At 62.6% G+C, this 13,979-nt stretch carries 16 protein-coding genes; 9 read left to right on the forward strand and 7 right to left on the reverse strand.

Translation table 11 applies throughout. The features are described from left to right. Nucleotides 1–2: 2 nt before the first annotated feature. On the reverse strand, nucleotides 3–1,202 hold the full coding sequence (tyrS, locus tag AC05QJ_RS29295) for a tyrosine--tRNA ligase (protein ID WP_476744653.1): 1,200 nt from the start codon (nucleotides 1,200–1,202) through the stop codon (nucleotides 3–5). A gap of 210 nt (nucleotides 1,203–1,412) precedes the next feature. On the opposite strand from tyrS, the gene AC05QJ_RS29300 reads away from it, so the two are divergent. Then, nucleotides 1,413–2,840: an OapA family protein gene (locus AC05QJ_RS29300; RefSeq protein ID WP_476744654.1), complete on the forward strand. Its 1,428-nt coding sequence runs from the start codon at nucleotides 1,413–1,415 to the stop codon at nucleotides 2,838–2,840. Between the two features lie 3 nt (nucleotides 2,841–2,843). After that, nucleotides 2,844–3,935, forward strand: coding sequence for an anhydro-N-acetylmuramic acid kinase (locus AC05QJ_RS29305; RefSeq protein WP_476744655.1), 1,092 nt, complete (start codon nucleotides 2,844–2,846; stop codon nucleotides 3,933–3,935). A gap of 58 nt (nucleotides 3,936–3,993) precedes the next feature. On the opposite strand, the gene erpA is transcribed toward AC05QJ_RS29305, so the two are convergent. Next, nucleotides 3,994–4,344: an iron-sulfur cluster insertion protein ErpA gene (erpA, locus tag AC05QJ_RS29310; protein ID WP_476744656.1), complete on the reverse strand. Its 351-nt coding sequence runs from the start codon at nucleotides 4,342–4,344 to the stop codon at nucleotides 3,994–3,996. A 142-nt stretch (nucleotides 4,345–4,486) separates the two neighbouring features. Further along, nucleotides 4,487–5,521: an N-acetyl-gamma-glutamyl-phosphate reductase gene (gene argC / locus AC05QJ_RS29315; protein ID WP_476744657.1), complete on the reverse strand. Its 1,035-nt coding sequence runs from the start codon at nucleotides 5,519–5,521 to the stop codon at nucleotides 4,487–4,489. Nucleotides 5,522–5,661: 140 nt separating this feature from the next. Here argC and hemJ point away from each other — a divergent pair, with 140 nt between their 5' ends. The 6 genes from hemJ (at nucleotide 5,662) to AC05QJ_RS29345 (ending at nucleotide 10,080) form a co-directional block, all read left to right on the forward strand. Then, nucleotides 5,662–6,087, forward strand: coding sequence for a protoporphyrinogen oxidase HemJ (gene hemJ / locus AC05QJ_RS29320; RefSeq protein WP_476744658.1), 426 nt, complete (start codon nucleotides 5,662–5,664; stop codon nucleotides 6,085–6,087). A gap of 30 nt (nucleotides 6,088–6,117) precedes the next feature. After that, the gene (locus AC05QJ_RS29325) at nucleotides 6,118–7,074 is read left to right on the forward strand and encodes an NAD(P)H-dependent flavin oxidoreductase (protein WP_476744659.1); all 957 of its coding nucleotides are present in this window, start codon (nucleotides 6,118–6,120) and stop codon (nucleotides 7,072–7,074) included. Nucleotides 7,075–7,134: 60 nt separating this feature from the next. After that, nucleotides 7,135–7,908 carry an SDR family NAD(P)-dependent oxidoreductase gene (locus AC05QJ_RS29330; protein WP_476744660.1) on the forward strand — a complete coding sequence of 258 codons (774 nt, stop codon included), beginning with the start codon at nucleotides 7,135–7,137 and terminating at the stop codon, nucleotides 7,906–7,908. 73 nt (nucleotides 7,909–7,981) lie between these two features. Further along, entirely contained in the window at nucleotides 7,982–8,320 is a 339-nt protein-coding gene (locus AC05QJ_RS29335; protein WP_476744661.1) for a histidine triad nucleotide-binding protein, read from the forward strand. Between the two features lie 65 nt (nucleotides 8,321–8,385). After that, a complete protein-coding gene (coq7, locus tag AC05QJ_RS29340) occupies nucleotides 8,386–9,033 on the forward strand; it encodes a 2-polyprenyl-3-methyl-6-methoxy-1,4-benzoquinone monooxygenase (protein ID WP_476744662.1) in 648 nt (215 codons plus the stop codon). Nucleotides 9,034–9,039: 6 nt separating this feature from the next. Then, nucleotides 9,040–10,080, forward strand: a complete 1,041-nt coding sequence (locus AC05QJ_RS29345; RefSeq protein WP_476744663.1) for a DUF2157 domain-containing protein — start codon at nucleotides 9,040–9,042, stop codon at nucleotides 10,078–10,080. 40 nt (nucleotides 10,081–10,120) lie between these two features. Here AC05QJ_RS29345 and AC05QJ_RS29350 read toward each other — a convergent pair whose 3' ends face one another. Continuing rightward, a complete protein-coding gene (locus tag AC05QJ_RS29350; protein ID WP_262131203.1) occupies nucleotides 10,121–10,543 on the reverse strand; it encodes an OsmC family protein in 423 nt (140 codons plus the stop codon). Nucleotides 10,544–10,733: 190 nt separating this feature from the next. Here AC05QJ_RS29350 and crp point away from each other — a divergent pair, with 190 nt between their 5' ends. After that, nucleotides 10,734–11,378, forward strand: a complete 645-nt coding sequence (gene crp / locus AC05QJ_RS29355) for a cAMP-activated global transcriptional regulator CRP (protein WP_476744664.1) — start codon at nucleotides 10,734–10,736, stop codon at nucleotides 11,376–11,378. Here the strand turns inward: crp and AC05QJ_RS29360 are convergent. From AC05QJ_RS29360 to trpD, 3 genes are read right to left on the reverse strand one after another with little or no spacing between them, the layout of a single operon-like run. Next, the gene (locus tag AC05QJ_RS29360; protein ID WP_476744665.1) at nucleotides 11,375–12,079 is read right to left on the reverse strand and encodes a lipoate--protein ligase family protein; all 705 of its coding nucleotides are present in this window, start codon (nucleotides 12,077–12,079) and stop codon (nucleotides 11,375–11,377) included. The genes crp and AC05QJ_RS29360 overlap by 4 nt on opposite strands. Nucleotides 12,080–12,128: 49 nt before the next feature. Continuing rightward, nucleotides 12,129–12,932, reverse strand: a complete 804-nt coding sequence (gene trpC, locus AC05QJ_RS29365) for an indole-3-glycerol phosphate synthase TrpC (RefSeq protein ID WP_476744666.1) — start codon at nucleotides 12,930–12,932, stop codon at nucleotides 12,129–12,131. Then, nucleotides 12,929–13,978: an anthranilate phosphoribosyltransferase gene (gene trpD, locus AC05QJ_RS29370; protein ID WP_476744667.1), complete on the reverse strand. Its 1,050-nt coding sequence runs from the start codon at nucleotides 13,976–13,978 to the stop codon at nucleotides 12,929–12,931. Before trpD ends, trpC begins: the two co-directional genes overlap by 4 nt. Nucleotide 13,979 lies beyond the last annotated feature (1 nt).

A 13,979-nucleotide genomic window follows, 5' to 3' on the forward strand; every position in this document is an offset into this window, starting at 1 on the left:
GATTACTCAGCCTTCAGGGTGATGCGTGCGAATGCCTTCTTACCCGCCTGGCACACATGAGTCGCACCCAGCGCAAACACGAAACCGCGATCAACCACCTCGCCATCCACCTTCACGCTGCCAGCCGCCAGCAGATCCCGAGCAGCCGCCGAGTTCTTCACCAGCCCCGCCTTGTTAAGAATCGCGGAGATAGGCATCTCCTCAGCCACTACCACTTCAATCTCCGGCAGATCCTCAGGCAACTCGCCATCCTTCATCCGGTTCCCCGCAGCACGGTGAGCGTTCGCCGCCGCCTCCTCACCATGGAAGCGCGCAACGATCTCCTCTGCCAGCTTGATCTTGATATCGCGCGGATTGGCCCCGGCCGCCACATCGGCACGGAAACCGTCGATCTCTTCCATCGAACGGAAGCTCAGCAACTCGAAGTAGCGCCACATCAGCGTGTCGGGGATGGACACCAGCTTGCTATACATCACCCCCGGCGCTTCCTGGATGCCGACATAGTTGCCCAACGACTTGGACATCTTCTTCACGCCATCCAGCCCTTCCAGCAGCGGCATGGTCACGATGTTCTGCGCTTCCTGACCATAGCTACGCTGGAGCTCGCGCCCCATCAGCAGATTGAACTTCTGGTCGGTACCGCCCAGCTCGACGTCCGCCTTCAATGCCACGGAGTCGTAGCCTTGCACCAACGGGTAGAGGAACTCGTGAATAGCGATCGGCTGGTTGCTGGTATAGCGCTTGTCAAAGTCATCGCGCTCGAGCATCCGCGCCACCGTGTACTGCGACGCCAGGCGGATGAAGTCAGCCGGCGTCAGCTTATCCATCCAGGTGGAGTTGAAGGCAACCTCGGTCTTGGCCGGGTCGAGAATCTTGAAGACCTGCTGCTTGTACGTCTCGGCGTTATCCAGCACCTGCTCGCGGGTCAGCGGCGGGCGGGTAGCGCTCTTGCCGCTCGGATCGCCAATCATGCCGGTGAAGTCGCCGATCAGGAAAATCACCTGGTGTCCCAGGTCCTGGAACTGGCGCAGCTTGTTAATAAGGACAGTGTGCCCCAGGTGCAGGTCCGGCGCCGTCGGGTCAAAACCCGCCTTGATGCGCAGCGGTTGACCGCGCTTGAGCTTCTCGACCAACTCCGACTCGACCAGTACCTCTTCCGCACCACGCTTGATCAGCGCTAGCTGCTCTTCAACCGACTTCATACACAGACCCGCAGGCTCAGATTCAAAGGGCCCCAACCATACAAGATCAGCCATCAAATACAAGTTTCCGGGACAGATGTGACCTGCCGCCGGGTGGATGACGTCTGCGCGCTTGCCTTGAAGGGGATTTGGTTATATTTTATACAGTTATTTCATCTTCATCATGTCATTCATCTTTTCCATTTCATCTTTATCAAAGTCTTTTTACCCATGACCAACGAACCGCCTAAAGCGCCTCCGCTTTATCCGAAGACCCACCTGTTGGCCGCGAGCGGCATCGCCGCCCTGCTCAGCCTGGCCTTGCTGGTATTTCCTTCCAGCGAAGTCGAAGCCAAACGGACCACCCTGAACCTTGAGCTGGAAACCCCTGCCGAGCAGCTGAAGGAGCAATCCGCACAGCCCGTGGTTGCAGAGGAGAACAGCACCTCGCCGTTCGCCCAGATAGGCAATGCCGCAGAACCCGCCGAGGAAGCCGCCAAGGCCGATCCGGCACCTGCCGCCGCTGAGCCTGCCAAGGAGGTCGCCAGCAACGAACCCAGTCATCGCGAAGTGACCGTGGCCCGTGGCGACACGCTCTCCACGCTGTTCGCCAAAGTCGGCCTGCCGGCCAACGCGGTGCACGAAGTGCTGGCCAGCAACAAGCAGGCCAAGCAGTTCAGCCAGCTCAAGCACGGCCAGGTGCTGCAGATCGAACTGGACAAGGACGGCCAACTGGCCAGCCTGCACAGCAAAGTCAGCGACCTGGAAACCATCCGCCTGACCAAAAGCGCCAACGGCTATGCGTTCAACCGTGAAGTGACCAAACCCGTCACACGCTCGGCCTATGTCCATGGCGTGATCAAAAGCTCGCTTTCCGCATCGGCACAGCGCGCGGGGCTGTCACACAACATGACCATGGATATGGCCAATATCTTCGGCTACGACATCGACTTCGCCCAGGACATCCGCCAGGGCGACGAATTCGACGTGATCTATGAGCAGAAGGTCGTCGACGGCAAGGTGGTCGGCAACGGCAACATTCTTTCCGCGCGCTTCACCAACCGCGGCAAGACCTACAGCGCCGTGCGCTACACCAACAAGCAGGGCACCACCAGCTACTACACCGCCGACGGCAACAGCATGCGCAAGGCGTTCATCCGTACGCCGGTTGACTTTGCCCGCATCAGCTCGCGCTTCTCAGCCGGTCGCAAGCACCCGATTCTGAACAAGATCCGCGCCCACAAGGGCGTCGACTACGCCGCCCCCCGCGGCACACCCATCAAGGCTGCCGGCGACGGCAAGGTCCTGCTGGCCGGTCGTCGCGGCGGCTACGGCAACACCGTGATCATCCAGCACGGCAGCACCTACCAGACCCTCTACGGTCACATGCAGGGTTTCGCCAAGGGCGTGAAGACCGGCGGCACCGTGAAGCAGGGCCAGGTGATCGGCTACATCGGCACCACCGGCCTGTCTACCGGACCGCACCTGCACTATGAATTCCAGGTCAACGGTGTGCACGTCGACCCACTGGGCCAGAAGCTGCCGATGGCTGACCCGATCGCAAAGGCCGAACGTCAGCGCTTCATGCAGCTCAGCCAACCACTGATCGCCCGCATGGACCAGGAAAAGGCCACCATGCTGGCCTCGAACAAGCGTTAAGCCATGGCGCTCTATCTTGGCGTGATGTCTGGCACCAGCCTCGACGGGCTGGATATCGCCTTGATCGAACAAGGGCAGCGCACCGCGCTGCTCGCCACCCACTACATTCCGATGCCCGAATCGCTGCGCCAGGCCATGCTGGGCCTGTGCAGCAGCGGTCCCGACGAAATCGCCCGGGCCGCACTGGCCGAAGCCGAGTGGGTCCGGCTCGCTGCCGAGGGTATTCGCACGCTCCTCGATTCGCAGCAGCTGCGCCCTGAAGACATCCGCGCCATCGGCAGCCACGGCCAGACCGTCCGCCACGAGCCCGCCCGCGGTTTCACCGTGCAGATCGGCAACCCCGCGCTGCTGGCAGAACTGACGGGAATCACTGTCGTTGGCGACTTCCGCCGCCGCGACGTTGCCGCCGGAGGCCAGGGCGCGCCACTCGTCCCCGCCTTCCACGAAGCCCTGTTCAGCCATCAGGGCGAACATCTGGCGGTGCTCAACGTGGGAGGGTTCAGCAACCTCAGCCTGATCGAGCGCGATAAACCCGTCAGCGGTTTCGACAGCGGCCCTGGCAATGTCTTGCTCGACGCCTGGATCAACGAGAAACAGGCACGCGACTACGACGCCAACGGCGCCTGGGCTGCCAGCGGCAAGGTTCTGCCCGGCCTGCTGGGCAGCCTGCTGAGCGATCCGTTCTTTGCGGGCACGGGCCCGAAGAGCACCGGGCGCGAGCTGTTCAACCTGCCCTGGCTGAAACATCACCTGAGCACCCAGCCGCAGTATGCCGATGAAGATGTCCAGGCGACGTTGCTGGAACTGACAGCCCTTAGCATCGTGGACTCACTGAAGAAGGCCCGGCAGGACACCGAGGTGCTGCTGGTCTGCGGCGGCGGCGCGCACAACGGCACGCTCATGGCGCGGCTGGCCAGCCTGCTGCCCGGCGCCCGGGTTATCAGTACGGCAGACGCTGGTGTGGATCCGGACTGGGTGGAGGCCATGGCCTTCGCCTGGCTTGCACATTGCTGCCTTGAGGGCATTGCCGGCAACCGCCCAAGCGTCACAGGCGCTCGTGGCCTGCGCGTGCTGGGCGCCATCTACCCGGCGTAACAGGCCCTGAAAGCAAAACGCCGCGCATACGCGCGGCGTTTTGCATTGTTTCGGCAGATCAGATCGAGAACGAGGAGCCGCAACCACAGGTGGTGGTGGCGTTCGGGTTCTTGATAACGAAACGCGAACCTTCCAGACCTTCCTGGTAATCCACTTCGGCTCCTGCCAGGTACTGGAAGCTCATAGGGTCGACCACCAGGGACACGCCCTCGCGCTCGACAATGGTGTCGTCTTCAGCGACATCTTCATCGAAAGTGAAGCCGTACTGGAAGCCGGAGCAGCCCCCGCCCGTCACGAACACTCGCAACTTCAGGCGATCGTTGCCCTCTTCGTCTACCAGGGTCTTCACCTTGTGCGCGGCGTTGTGCGTGAACTGCAGGGCCGTAGGGGTGAAGGATTCGACGCTCATGCTGAATATCTCCCGGCGTTATGCCGCCATTGCGTGATGGCGCGCATTATCCGCTTCCCCTAGAAAATTGGTCAACTATAGAAGCGGCATCAGGCACCGAGCGGAAGGCATAAGCCCCGCCCGATGCCCGACGCGGTGGCCGTTACGGCAACAGCCCGGCGTGGGACAGGCCCAGACGCTCGTCCAGGCCGAAGAGGATGTTCAGGTTCTGCACCGCCTGGCCCGAAGCGCCCTTCACCAGGTTGTCGATTACCGACAGGACCACGACCAGATCACCGCCCTGCGGACGATGCACAGCGATACGGCAAACGTTGGCACCCCGCACACTGCGGGTTTCCGGATGGCTGCCGGCCGGCATCACATCGACGAACGGCTCATCGGCATAGCGCTTCTCGAACAGTGCCTGCAGGTCCACGGAGGTATCGGCAACGGTCGCGTACAGGGTGGAGTGGATGCCACGAATCATCGGGGTCAGGTGCGGAACGAAGGTCAGGCCGACCTCACCACCGGCCGCCCGGCGCAGGCCCTGGCGAATTTCCGGCAGGTGACGGTGCCCTTTCACCGCGTAGGCCTTCATGCTTTCGCCGGCCTCGCAGAACAGCGAACCGACACTGGCACCACGACCGGCGCCACTCACGCCGGACTTGCAGTCGGCGATCAGACGCGAAGCATCGGCGATGCCCGCTTCCAGCAACGGCAGGAAGCCCAGTTGGGTAGCGGTCGGGTAGCAACCCGGGACCGCGATCAGGCGCGCCTGGCGGATCTGCTCACGGTTGACTTCCGGCAGACCGTAGACAGCATCTTTCAGCAGCTCTGGCGCACCATGAGGCTGGCCGTACCACTTGGCCCACTCATCGGCGTCCTGCAAGCGGAAGTCGGCGGACAGGTCGATCACCTTGGTACCGGCAGCCAGCAGTTCACCCGCCAGGGCGTGGGCAACACCGTGCGGGGTGGCGAAGAACACCACGTCGCAGGCAGCGAGGGTTTTTACGTCCGGCACCGTGAACGCCAGACCGTCGTAGTGGCCTCGCAGGTTCGGGTACATGTCGGCCACGGCCAGGCCTGCCTCGGAGCGCGAAGTGATGACCGCGACTTCAGCCTGAGGATGCTGTGCCAGCAGACGCAGCAACTCGACACCGGTGTAACCCGTGCCGCCGACGATACCGACCTTGACCATAAACCTGCCCCCTATCAACGAACCGACTGGAAAACCGTCGATGATAGGGGCCTGCGATTACGCCTACAACCGTTGAGATGACGGCCGCGGCATCGAACCACTACTATCTGACGACCGTGAGTCCTGAAGGAATAAAAAACATGCTGTATCTATGGATCAAAGCGCTGCACATCGTCAGCATCGTCTGCTGGTTCGCCGGACTGTTCTATCTTCCACGGCTGTTCGTCTACCACGCCCAGAGCGAGGACAGCATCAGCCGCGACCGTTTCGTGGTCATGGAACGCAAGCTCTACCGCTTCATCATGGGCCCGGCGATGATCGCCGCCTTTGTCTTCGGCATCTGGATGCTCGTCCTCACTCCCGGCTGGCTGAGCCAGGGCTGGATGCACGCCAAGCTGACCCTGGTCATTCTGCTGACCGGCTACCATCACATGTGCGGCGCCAACGTGAAACGCTTCGCCCGCGGCGACAACACCCGCAGCCACACCTACTTCCGCTGGTTCAATGAAGTGCCGGTGCTGATGCTGCTGGGCATCGTAATTCTGGTGGTCGTCAAACCGTTCTGACAGTTGCTACCTCCAACGCGAGAACCTGCCATGTCATTGCCTGCTTCGCTCGAACACCGCCTGCGCCTGCCCGTCGTGGCAGCACCGATGTTTCTGATCTCGAACCCGCAACTGGTCCTGGCCTGTTGCCGCAATGGCGTGATGGGCAGCTTCCCCGCCCTGAACCAGCGCGAAACCTCGGGTTTCAGAGCCTGGCTGGAAGAAATCGAGGCTGGCCTCGCCGATCTGGACAATCCCGCGCCCTACGCCGTGAACCTGATCGTCCACCCGAGCAATCCCCGGCTGGAGGCCGACCTTGCCGTATGCGTCGAGCACAAGGTGCCGGTCGTCATCACCAGCCTGGGCGCAGTGAAGGAAGTGGTGGACGCCGTGCACAGCTACGGCGGCCTGGTGTTCCATGACGTCACCACCCGCCGCCACGCCGAGAAAGCCGCCCAGGCCGGTGTCGATGGCCTGATCGCGGTGGCCGCGGGCGCCGGCGGACATGCCGGCACCTGGAGCCCGTTCGCCCTGGTCAGCGAAATCCGCCAGTTCTTCGACAAAACCCTGTTGCTGGCAGGCTGCATCAACAGCGGCCACGAAGTGCTCGCGACGCAACTGCTCGGCGCCGATCTGGCCTATCTCGGCACCCACTTCATCGCCAGTCGGGAAAGCGCCGCCCAACCGGAATACAAGGACATGCTCCTGCAAGCCAAGGCCGCAGACATCGTCCACACTCCGGTCGTGTCAGGTGTTCCCGCCAGCTTCATGCGCCAGAGCCTGGAAAAGGCTGGCTATGACCTCGCCAACCTGGCCAAGGGCGGCGAGATCCAGCTCAAGCCCATCCACGAAGAAGCCAAGGCCTGGAAAACCGTCTGGTCCGCCGGCCAAGGCGTGGGCGGCATCGACGAGCCACTGTCTACCGATGAACTGATCGCCCGCCTCGATCGGGAGTACCGCCAGGCGCTGTCTTCCGCCTCTCGCCTGGGCGCGCACTGGCCGCGCTGACAAAGCGGCCTTTGTGTAGACTACACCGCCCTTTCGAACGCCCAGCCATTGGAGAACTGCATGTCCCGTTACGCCATGATCACCGGTGCCTCCAGCGGTCTGGGCCTGGCACTGGCCGAAGCATTGGCGCGCCGTGGACGCAACCTGATCCTGGTGGCACGCCAGCGCGATCTGCTGGAGCCGGTAGCGATCGAGCTGACCCAACGCTTTGGCGTCGAGGTGTTGTTCCGCGCCTGCGACCTGGGCGAACCGCTGCGACTCTCGGGTTTCCTGCTGGAACTGGAAGAAAGCGACCGGCGCATCGACCTGTTGGTCAACTGCGCCGGGATCCGTTCCTACGGCCACTTCCTCGCCCAGGAGTGGGGTGACGAGCAAGACCTGATCGAAGTGAATATCCTCGCCCTTACCCGCCTGTGCCACGCCCTGGGCAACGCCATGGCCGTGCAGGGAGGCGGGCAGATCCTCAACGTTGCCTCCCTGGCCGCGTTCGCACCGGGCCCCTGGATGAGCAGCTATGCCGCCAGCAAGGCATATGTCCTGCATTTCTCCGAAGGTCTGCGTGAAGAGCTGAAGCAGACCGGCATCAAGGTCTCGGTGCTCTGCCCTGGTCCGGTGCGCTCCGCCAACCGGCGCATCCCGCGGCTCGATTCCGGCAAGCGCAGCCTGAGCCCGGAAGAAGTGGCGCTGTACACCGTCCGCGCCCTGGACCGCAACAAGGCCATCATCATCCCCGGTCGGCGCAACCGCTGGCTGGCCTTCAGCCCGCGCCTGCTGACCCGCTGGATGAGCCGCAAGCTGGCCGGCGCGATCAACCGCGCCTACTGCCCTCGCTGAATCGAATCGCTACTGGGCGGCGGCGCACGGGCTGAGTACACTCAGGGCCGACCACCACCATGGAGCAAGCGTTGTGGAGACTATTTTCACCAAGATCATCAACCGGGAAATCCCGGCCAAGATCATCTACGAGGACGACCAGGTCCTGGCGTTCCACGATATCGCCCCGCAGGCGCCGGTGCATTTCCTGGTAATCCCGAAAAAGCCGATCCGCACCCTCAACGACCTCACCGAGGAAGACAAGGGCCTGGCCGGACACATCCTGTTCACCGCGCAGCGCCTGGCCAGGGAGCTGGGCTGCGAGGACGGCTTCCGCGTCGTGATGAATTGCAACGAACTGGGCGGCCAGACGGTCTACCACATTCACATGCACGTGCTCGGCCAGCGTCAGATGCACTGGCCACCGGGCTGATCCAGCGCAAGCCCTGTCACATCGATTGGGTTAAACTGTCGGGCACATTCTTGCGGAGGTGCCCGATGGCTACCGAACGTCAATACTCGCCGCTCGACCGCTTGTTGCTGCAGGCCGATACCGCCATGCGCACCTTGCTGCCCTTCAGCGGCCAACCGACCCGTCCTTCTCCCGCGATCGTCCAGCCAGAATCGGAGCTCGACGAAAAGCAGACCCGCCACATTGCTGGCCTCATGCGCATCAACCACACCGGTGAAGTCTGTGCCCAGGCGCTGTACCAGGGCCAGGCCCTGACCGCCAAGCTGCCGCAGGTACGCAAGGCGATGGAACAAGCCGCCGACGAGGAAATCGACCACCTGGCCTGGTGCGAACAGCGCATCCGTCAGTTGGGCAGCCACCCGAGCGTGCTCAACCCGCTGTTCTACGGCATGTCCTTCGGCATCGGCGCTTTTGCCGGGTTGATCAGCGACAAGGTCAGCCTGGGCTTCGTCGCCGCGACCGAGCATCAGGTGTGCAAGCATCTGGACGAACACCTCGAGCAGATCCCGCCGGAAGACGAAAAGTCCCGGGCGATTCTCGAGCAGATGCGCATCGACGAGGAACATCACGCCGACGCCGCCCTCGATGCCGGCGGTTTCCGCTTCCCGGCCCCGGTCAAGTTCGGCATGAGCCTGATGGCCAAGGTCATGACCAAAAGCACCTACCGCATCTGACCGTCCATGACCGGGCGCTTCGATGCCAGTGACCTGGCCCGCGCGGTCGATGCCGGCGTTCTCGACGCTGCGCAGAAACAGGCGCTGCTGGCCTTCCTCGAACGCCAGCCTCCCCGACAGGCCAGCTTCCAGCTGGCCCACGTCGCCTTCTACCTCGGCGCACTGTTGATCATGGGCGCGATGGGCTGGCTGCTCAGCGAAGCCTGGATGCGTATCGGCGACGGCGCACTACTGACCATCGCCCTGCTTTACATCCTGCTGCTGACCCTCGGTGGCCTGGCCATGCACCGTCGCGGGCAGATCATTCCCGGTGGCGTGCTGGCAGCGGTGGCCGTGAGTATCGTGCCACTGGCGGTATTCGCCCTCGAACGCCTCGCCGGCTTCTGGCCGCTGGACGATAGCCAGTCCAATTACCATCACTACTACACCTACGTGCAAGGCGGCTGGCTGCTGATGGAGCTGGCAACGGTAGTGGCCGGCTTGCTGATGCTGCGACTGATCCCCTTCCCGTTCATCGTCATGCCGATCGCCCTGGCGCTGTGGTTCATGTCCATGGACCTCAGCGAATGGTTCCACGGCGAGCAGTTCAGTTGGGAGCAGCGCCAGCAGGTCTCCCTATGGTTCGGCCTGGGCACGCTGCTGGTGTTCCTGCTGATCGATGGCCGCACGCGCCAGGACTATGCCTTCTGGGGCTATCTGGCCGGACTGCTGGCGTTCTGGGGCGGATTGACCTCGATGAACAGCGACAGCGAGCTGGGCAAAGCGATCTACTGCCTGATCAACCTCGGCCTGATGTTCACCGCCGTACTGCTGCGCCGACCGATGTTCATGGTCTTCGGCGCGCTGGGTGTCGCGGCGTACCTGGGTTATCTGTCGTATGAGGTGTTTGCCGAATCGCTGCTGTTCCCGGTGGTACTGAGCCTGATCGGTCTGGGTGTGATCGGCCTCGGCCTGCTTTATCAAAAGCATCGCGAGCGCTTGAGTACGAAAGTCCGCGCCGCCATTCCGGCGGGCTTGATGGCGTGGTTGCCGGGCCTGCGTCGCTGAGCGTTTCCGCAGAGCAAGGCTCCGCGGAAAATGCCAAGGCTCAGCCGAGCTCGACGATCTCGTAGCTGTGGGTGATGTCCACGCCCGCACGGCCCAGCATGATCGAGGCCGAGCAGTACTTCTCGGCAGACAGCTCCACCGCACGCTTGACCTGAGCCTCTTTCAGGCCACGGCCCTTGACCACGAAACGCAGATGAATCTTGGTGAAGACCTTCGGATCTTCATCGGCGCGCTCGGCTTCCAGGAAGGCTTCGCAGCTTTCCACCGCCTGGCGGGATTTCTTCAGGATGCTGACCACATCGAAGTTGCTGCAGCCACCCAGGCCCAGCAGCAGCATTTCCATCGGGCGAACGCCCAGGTTGCGGCCGCCGGCATCGGGCGGACCGTCCATCACCACGACGTGACCGCTACCTGATTCACCCAGGAACATGGCCTCACCGGCCCACTGGATACGCGCTTTCATTACCCGGTCTCCCCTCGCAAGAAAAATGGCTGCCAGCTTAGTCCCTACGGGGCCTAGCGAAAAGGATTAAGCGTTCAATCAAAAATGCCGATACAGGGAAGTGTCTGGTAAACTGGCGCCAATTTGATGGCGTTATGCTGTCATTCTTCCTATAAGAATACTCACGGATCGCGTATTTCGGGGCTCAACCATGGTTGCCGCAGCACTTCCAGCCAAGATCAAGAACGTCGACAAGTTGCTCGCGCATTGCCAGCGTCGACGCTTTCCAGCCAAGACCAACATCCTCAGTGCTGGCGACACCGCTGAAACCCTCTCGTTCATCATCAAGGGCTCGGTCACCATCCTGATCGAAGACGACGAAGGCCGGGAAATGATCATCGCCTACCTCAACAGCGGCGATTTCTTTGGCGAGCTTGGGCTGTTCGAACCGGTGGGCAAGGAAAACCATCGCAGCGCCTGGGTGCGGGCCAAGACAGAATGCGAAGTCGCGGAAATCAGCTACGAGAAATTCCGCGAACTGGCCCGGCAGGATCAGGACATTCTCTACGCCCTTGGCAGCCAGATGGCTCAGCGCCTGCGCAACACCACGCGCAAGGTCGGCGACCTGGCGTTCTTCGATGTGACTGGCCGGGTTGCTCGTTGCCTTCTGGAACTGTGCAAGCAGCCGGACGCCATGACCCATCCCGACGGCATGCAGATCAAGATCACCCGTCAGGAAATCGGCCGCATCGTCGGTTGCTCGCGGGAGATGGTCGGTCGCGTTCTCAAGGATCTTGAAGAACGAAACCTGGTGCATGTGAAGGGCAAGACCATGGTGGTCTTCGGCACCCGTTAATCGCGAGGGATCGCCTCAAGGGTCCGGGCGTATGCCTGGGCCAGCTGCTCCAGCAGCGGCGCTTCGGGCACCACTTCGTGCAGCGCGATATGGCTGTCTGCCAGGCAGCGCTGCTCCAGCTCGCAGCACTCGTTGAAACGGTTGACCGCCGCCACCATCGAGTCCCGCTCGTTATCCAGCAGCAAGGCGCCGTGCACCAGCACCACCGGACGCTTGCCGCCCAGCCCCTGGCGCCAGCGCTGCGCCGTGCCCACCAGCTTGCGGCCATTGAGATTGACGTTGTAGCGTCCGTCACAGAACGCACCCTCGATTTCGCCAACCGACGCCACCCCGCCCCACTCCCTGAGCACCTCACACAGCGGATCGCACAGACGCAGGTAGGCATTCTCGATCCGGCCGTTGTCACCTTCGCTGCGCGGTGCCACATAGACCAGCGCGATATTGATCACCGCCGGCGACTGCGGTACTGGCTCGCCACCGGTCTCGCGCAGCAGCACCGGCCAGCCGGAAATCGCCAGCTCACCACAGGCGGCTTCGAAACCCTCCAGCCGGCTCATGCGCCGCGGCATCACCAAGGCCCGATCAGTGGGGCGCCAGAACAGCACGCCATGATCGCGCTCACCCTTGCACACCGCCGCCAGCAGATCCTGCTCGGCGTGCAGCCCCGCTTCGACGGTGACATCCAGCACTTGTTCGCTCATCACACTCATCCTGAAATGAAAAAGCCGGCAAACGCCGGCTTTCGAAGAGTCAATTGGGGAAGAACAGCCGCTGCAGTTCCAGACCCGGATCCTCCGCCCGCATGAACGCTTCGCCCACCAGGAACGAGTAGACCTCGTTGATTTCCATCAACTCGACATCGGCCCGGTTGAGAATGCCGCTCTCGGTAATGGCCAGGCGATCACGAGGAATGCGTGGCAGCAGGTCGAGCGTGGTTTCCAGGCTGACTTCGAAGGTGTGCAGGTTGCGGTTGTTGACGCCGACCAGCGGGGTATCGAGGGTCTTCAGCGCGCGGTCCAGCTCGTCGCCATCGTGCACTTCCACCAGTACGTCGAGGCCGGCGCTCTTGGCGGTGGCGGCCAGCTCGGCCATCAGCACGTCATCCAGCGCGGAGACGATCAGCAGCACGCAGTCGGCGCCCAGGGCACGGGCTTCGACGATCTGGTACGGATCGATCATGAAGTCCTTGCGGATCACCGGCAGTTGCACGGCGGCGCGGGCCTGCTGCAGATAGACGTCGGCGCCCTGGAAGTAATCGACATCGGTGAGCACCGACAGGCAGGTCGCCCCACCTTTCTCGTAGCTGACGGCGATATCGGCAGGCACGAAGTTCTCGCGGATCACGCCTTTGCTCGGCGATGCCTTCTTGATCTCGGCGATCACCGCCGCCTGCTTGCGCCTGGCCTGTTCGATCAGGGCATTGGCGAAACCCCGCGGGGCATCGGCAGCGGCGGCCAGACGCTCCAGTTCGGCAAGACTGACCCGGGCGCTGCGCTCGGCGACTTCCTCGACCTTGCGGGCAAGGATTTTTTCCAGAACCGTCGGGACACTCATCCTTCATTCTCCTGCTTGAATACCGCGGTAAACGCGCCCAGCTCTTCCATCTTCTCCCGGGCAAGGCCGGTGTGCAGCGCATCATGGGCTAGCTCAACCCCCTGCTTGAGGCTCATGGCGTGGTCGGCGGCGTAGAGCGCAGCGCCGGCGTTGAGGACGATCATTTCCGCAGCCTTCTGACCATTTTCGGTCTTGCGCCGGCCAATGGCATCGCGAATCAGCGCCAGCGACTCTTCCGGACCGCTGACCGCCAGGCCATGCAGGCTCTGGCTCTTCATGCCCAGATCTTCAGGCTCGACCCAATATTCGGTGATCTCGCCATTCTTCAGTTCGGCCACAAAGGTCGGCGCAGCCAGGCTGAACTCGTCCAGTCCGTCCTTCGAGTGCACCACCAGCACATGCTTGCTGCCGAGACGCTGCAGCACTTCGGCCAGCGGACGGCACAGCGCCTGGGTGAACACGCCGACCACCTGGTGGTTGACTCCAGCCGGATTCGTAAGCGGGCCGAGCATATTGAAGATCGTGCGCAGGCCCAGATCGCGACGCGGGCCGGCGGCATGCTTCATTGCACTGTGGTGGGTCTGGGCAAACATGAAGCCGATGCCCACGCTGTCGATGCAGCGGGCAACCTGAACCGGAGTGAGGTTCAGGTAGATGCCGGCGGCCTCCAGCAGATCGGCGCTGCCACTCTTGCCCGACACCGCACGGTTGCCGTGCTTGGCCACGGTGCAGCCGGCAGCGGCAACGACAAAGGCCGACGCGGTGGATACGTTGAAAATATTGGCGCCATCACCGCCGGTACCGACGATGTCGACCACGCCATCAAGGCTTTCCAGCTCGACCTTGTCTGCCAACTCGCGCATGACCGAGACCGCGCCGACGATTTCGTCGATGCTCTCGCTCTTCATGCGCATGCCCATCAGGAAGGCGCCGATCTGCGCCTCGCTGCACTGGCCGGTCATGATCTGGCGCATTACATCGCGCATTTCCTCGGTGGACAGGTCCAGATGGCCGACGATCCGGCTCAACGCATTCTTGATATCCATG

This window comes from Pseudomonas sp. TUM25319, from assembly GCF_056388475.1.

Coding starts and splice junctions, on each gene's coding strand:
- AC05QJ_RS29325 (WP_476744659.1), top strand. CDS start 6,118: ATGTCATTGCCTGCTTCGCTCGAACACCGCCTGCGCCTGCCCGTCGTG.
- AC05QJ_RS29360 (WP_476744665.1), bottom strand. CDS start 12,079: ATGAGCGAACAAGTGCTGGATGTCACCGTCGAAGCGGGGCTGCACGCC.
- trpD (WP_476744667.1), bottom strand. CDS start 13,978: ATGGATATCAAGAATGCGTTGAGCCGGATCGTCGGCCATCTGGACCTG.
- AC05QJ_RS29300 (WP_476744654.1), top strand. CDS start 1,413: ATGACCAACGAACCGCCTAAAGCGCCTCCGCTTTATCCGAAGACCCAC.
- AC05QJ_RS29350 (WP_262131203.1), bottom strand. CDS start 10,543: ATGAAAGCGCGTATCCAGTGGGCCGGTGAGGCCATGTTCCTGGGTGAA.
- erpA (WP_476744656.1), bottom strand. CDS start 4,344: ATGAGCGTCGAATCCTTCACCCCTACGGCCCTGCAGTTCACGCACAAC.
- trpC (WP_476744666.1), bottom strand. CDS start 12,932: ATGAGTGTCCCGACGGTTCTGGAAAAAATCCTTGCCCGCAAGGTCGAG.
- AC05QJ_RS29345 (WP_476744663.1), top strand. CDS start 9,040: ATGACCGGGCGCTTCGATGCCAGTGACCTGGCCCGCGCGGTCGATGCC.
- AC05QJ_RS29305 (WP_476744655.1), top strand. CDS start 2,844: ATGGCGCTCTATCTTGGCGTGATGTCTGGCACCAGCCTCGACGGGCTG.
- argC (WP_476744657.1), bottom strand. CDS start 5,521: ATGGTCAAGGTCGGTATCGTCGGCGGCACGGGTTACACCGGTGTCGAG.
- hemJ (WP_476744658.1), top strand. CDS start 5,662: ATGCTGTATCTATGGATCAAAGCGCTGCACATCGTCAGCATCGTCTGC.
- coq7 (WP_476744662.1), top strand. CDS start 8,386: ATGGCTACCGAACGTCAATACTCGCCGCTCGACCGCTTGTTGCTGCAG.
- tyrS (WP_476744653.1), bottom strand. CDS start 1,202: ATGAAGTCGGTTGAAGAGCAGCTAGCGCTGATCAAGCGTGGTGCGGAA.
- AC05QJ_RS29330 (WP_476744660.1), top strand. CDS start 7,135: ATGTCCCGTTACGCCATGATCACCGGTGCCTCCAGCGGTCTGGGCCTG.
- crp (WP_476744664.1), top strand. CDS start 10,734: ATGGTTGCCGCAGCACTTCCAGCCAAGATCAAGAACGTCGACAAGTTG.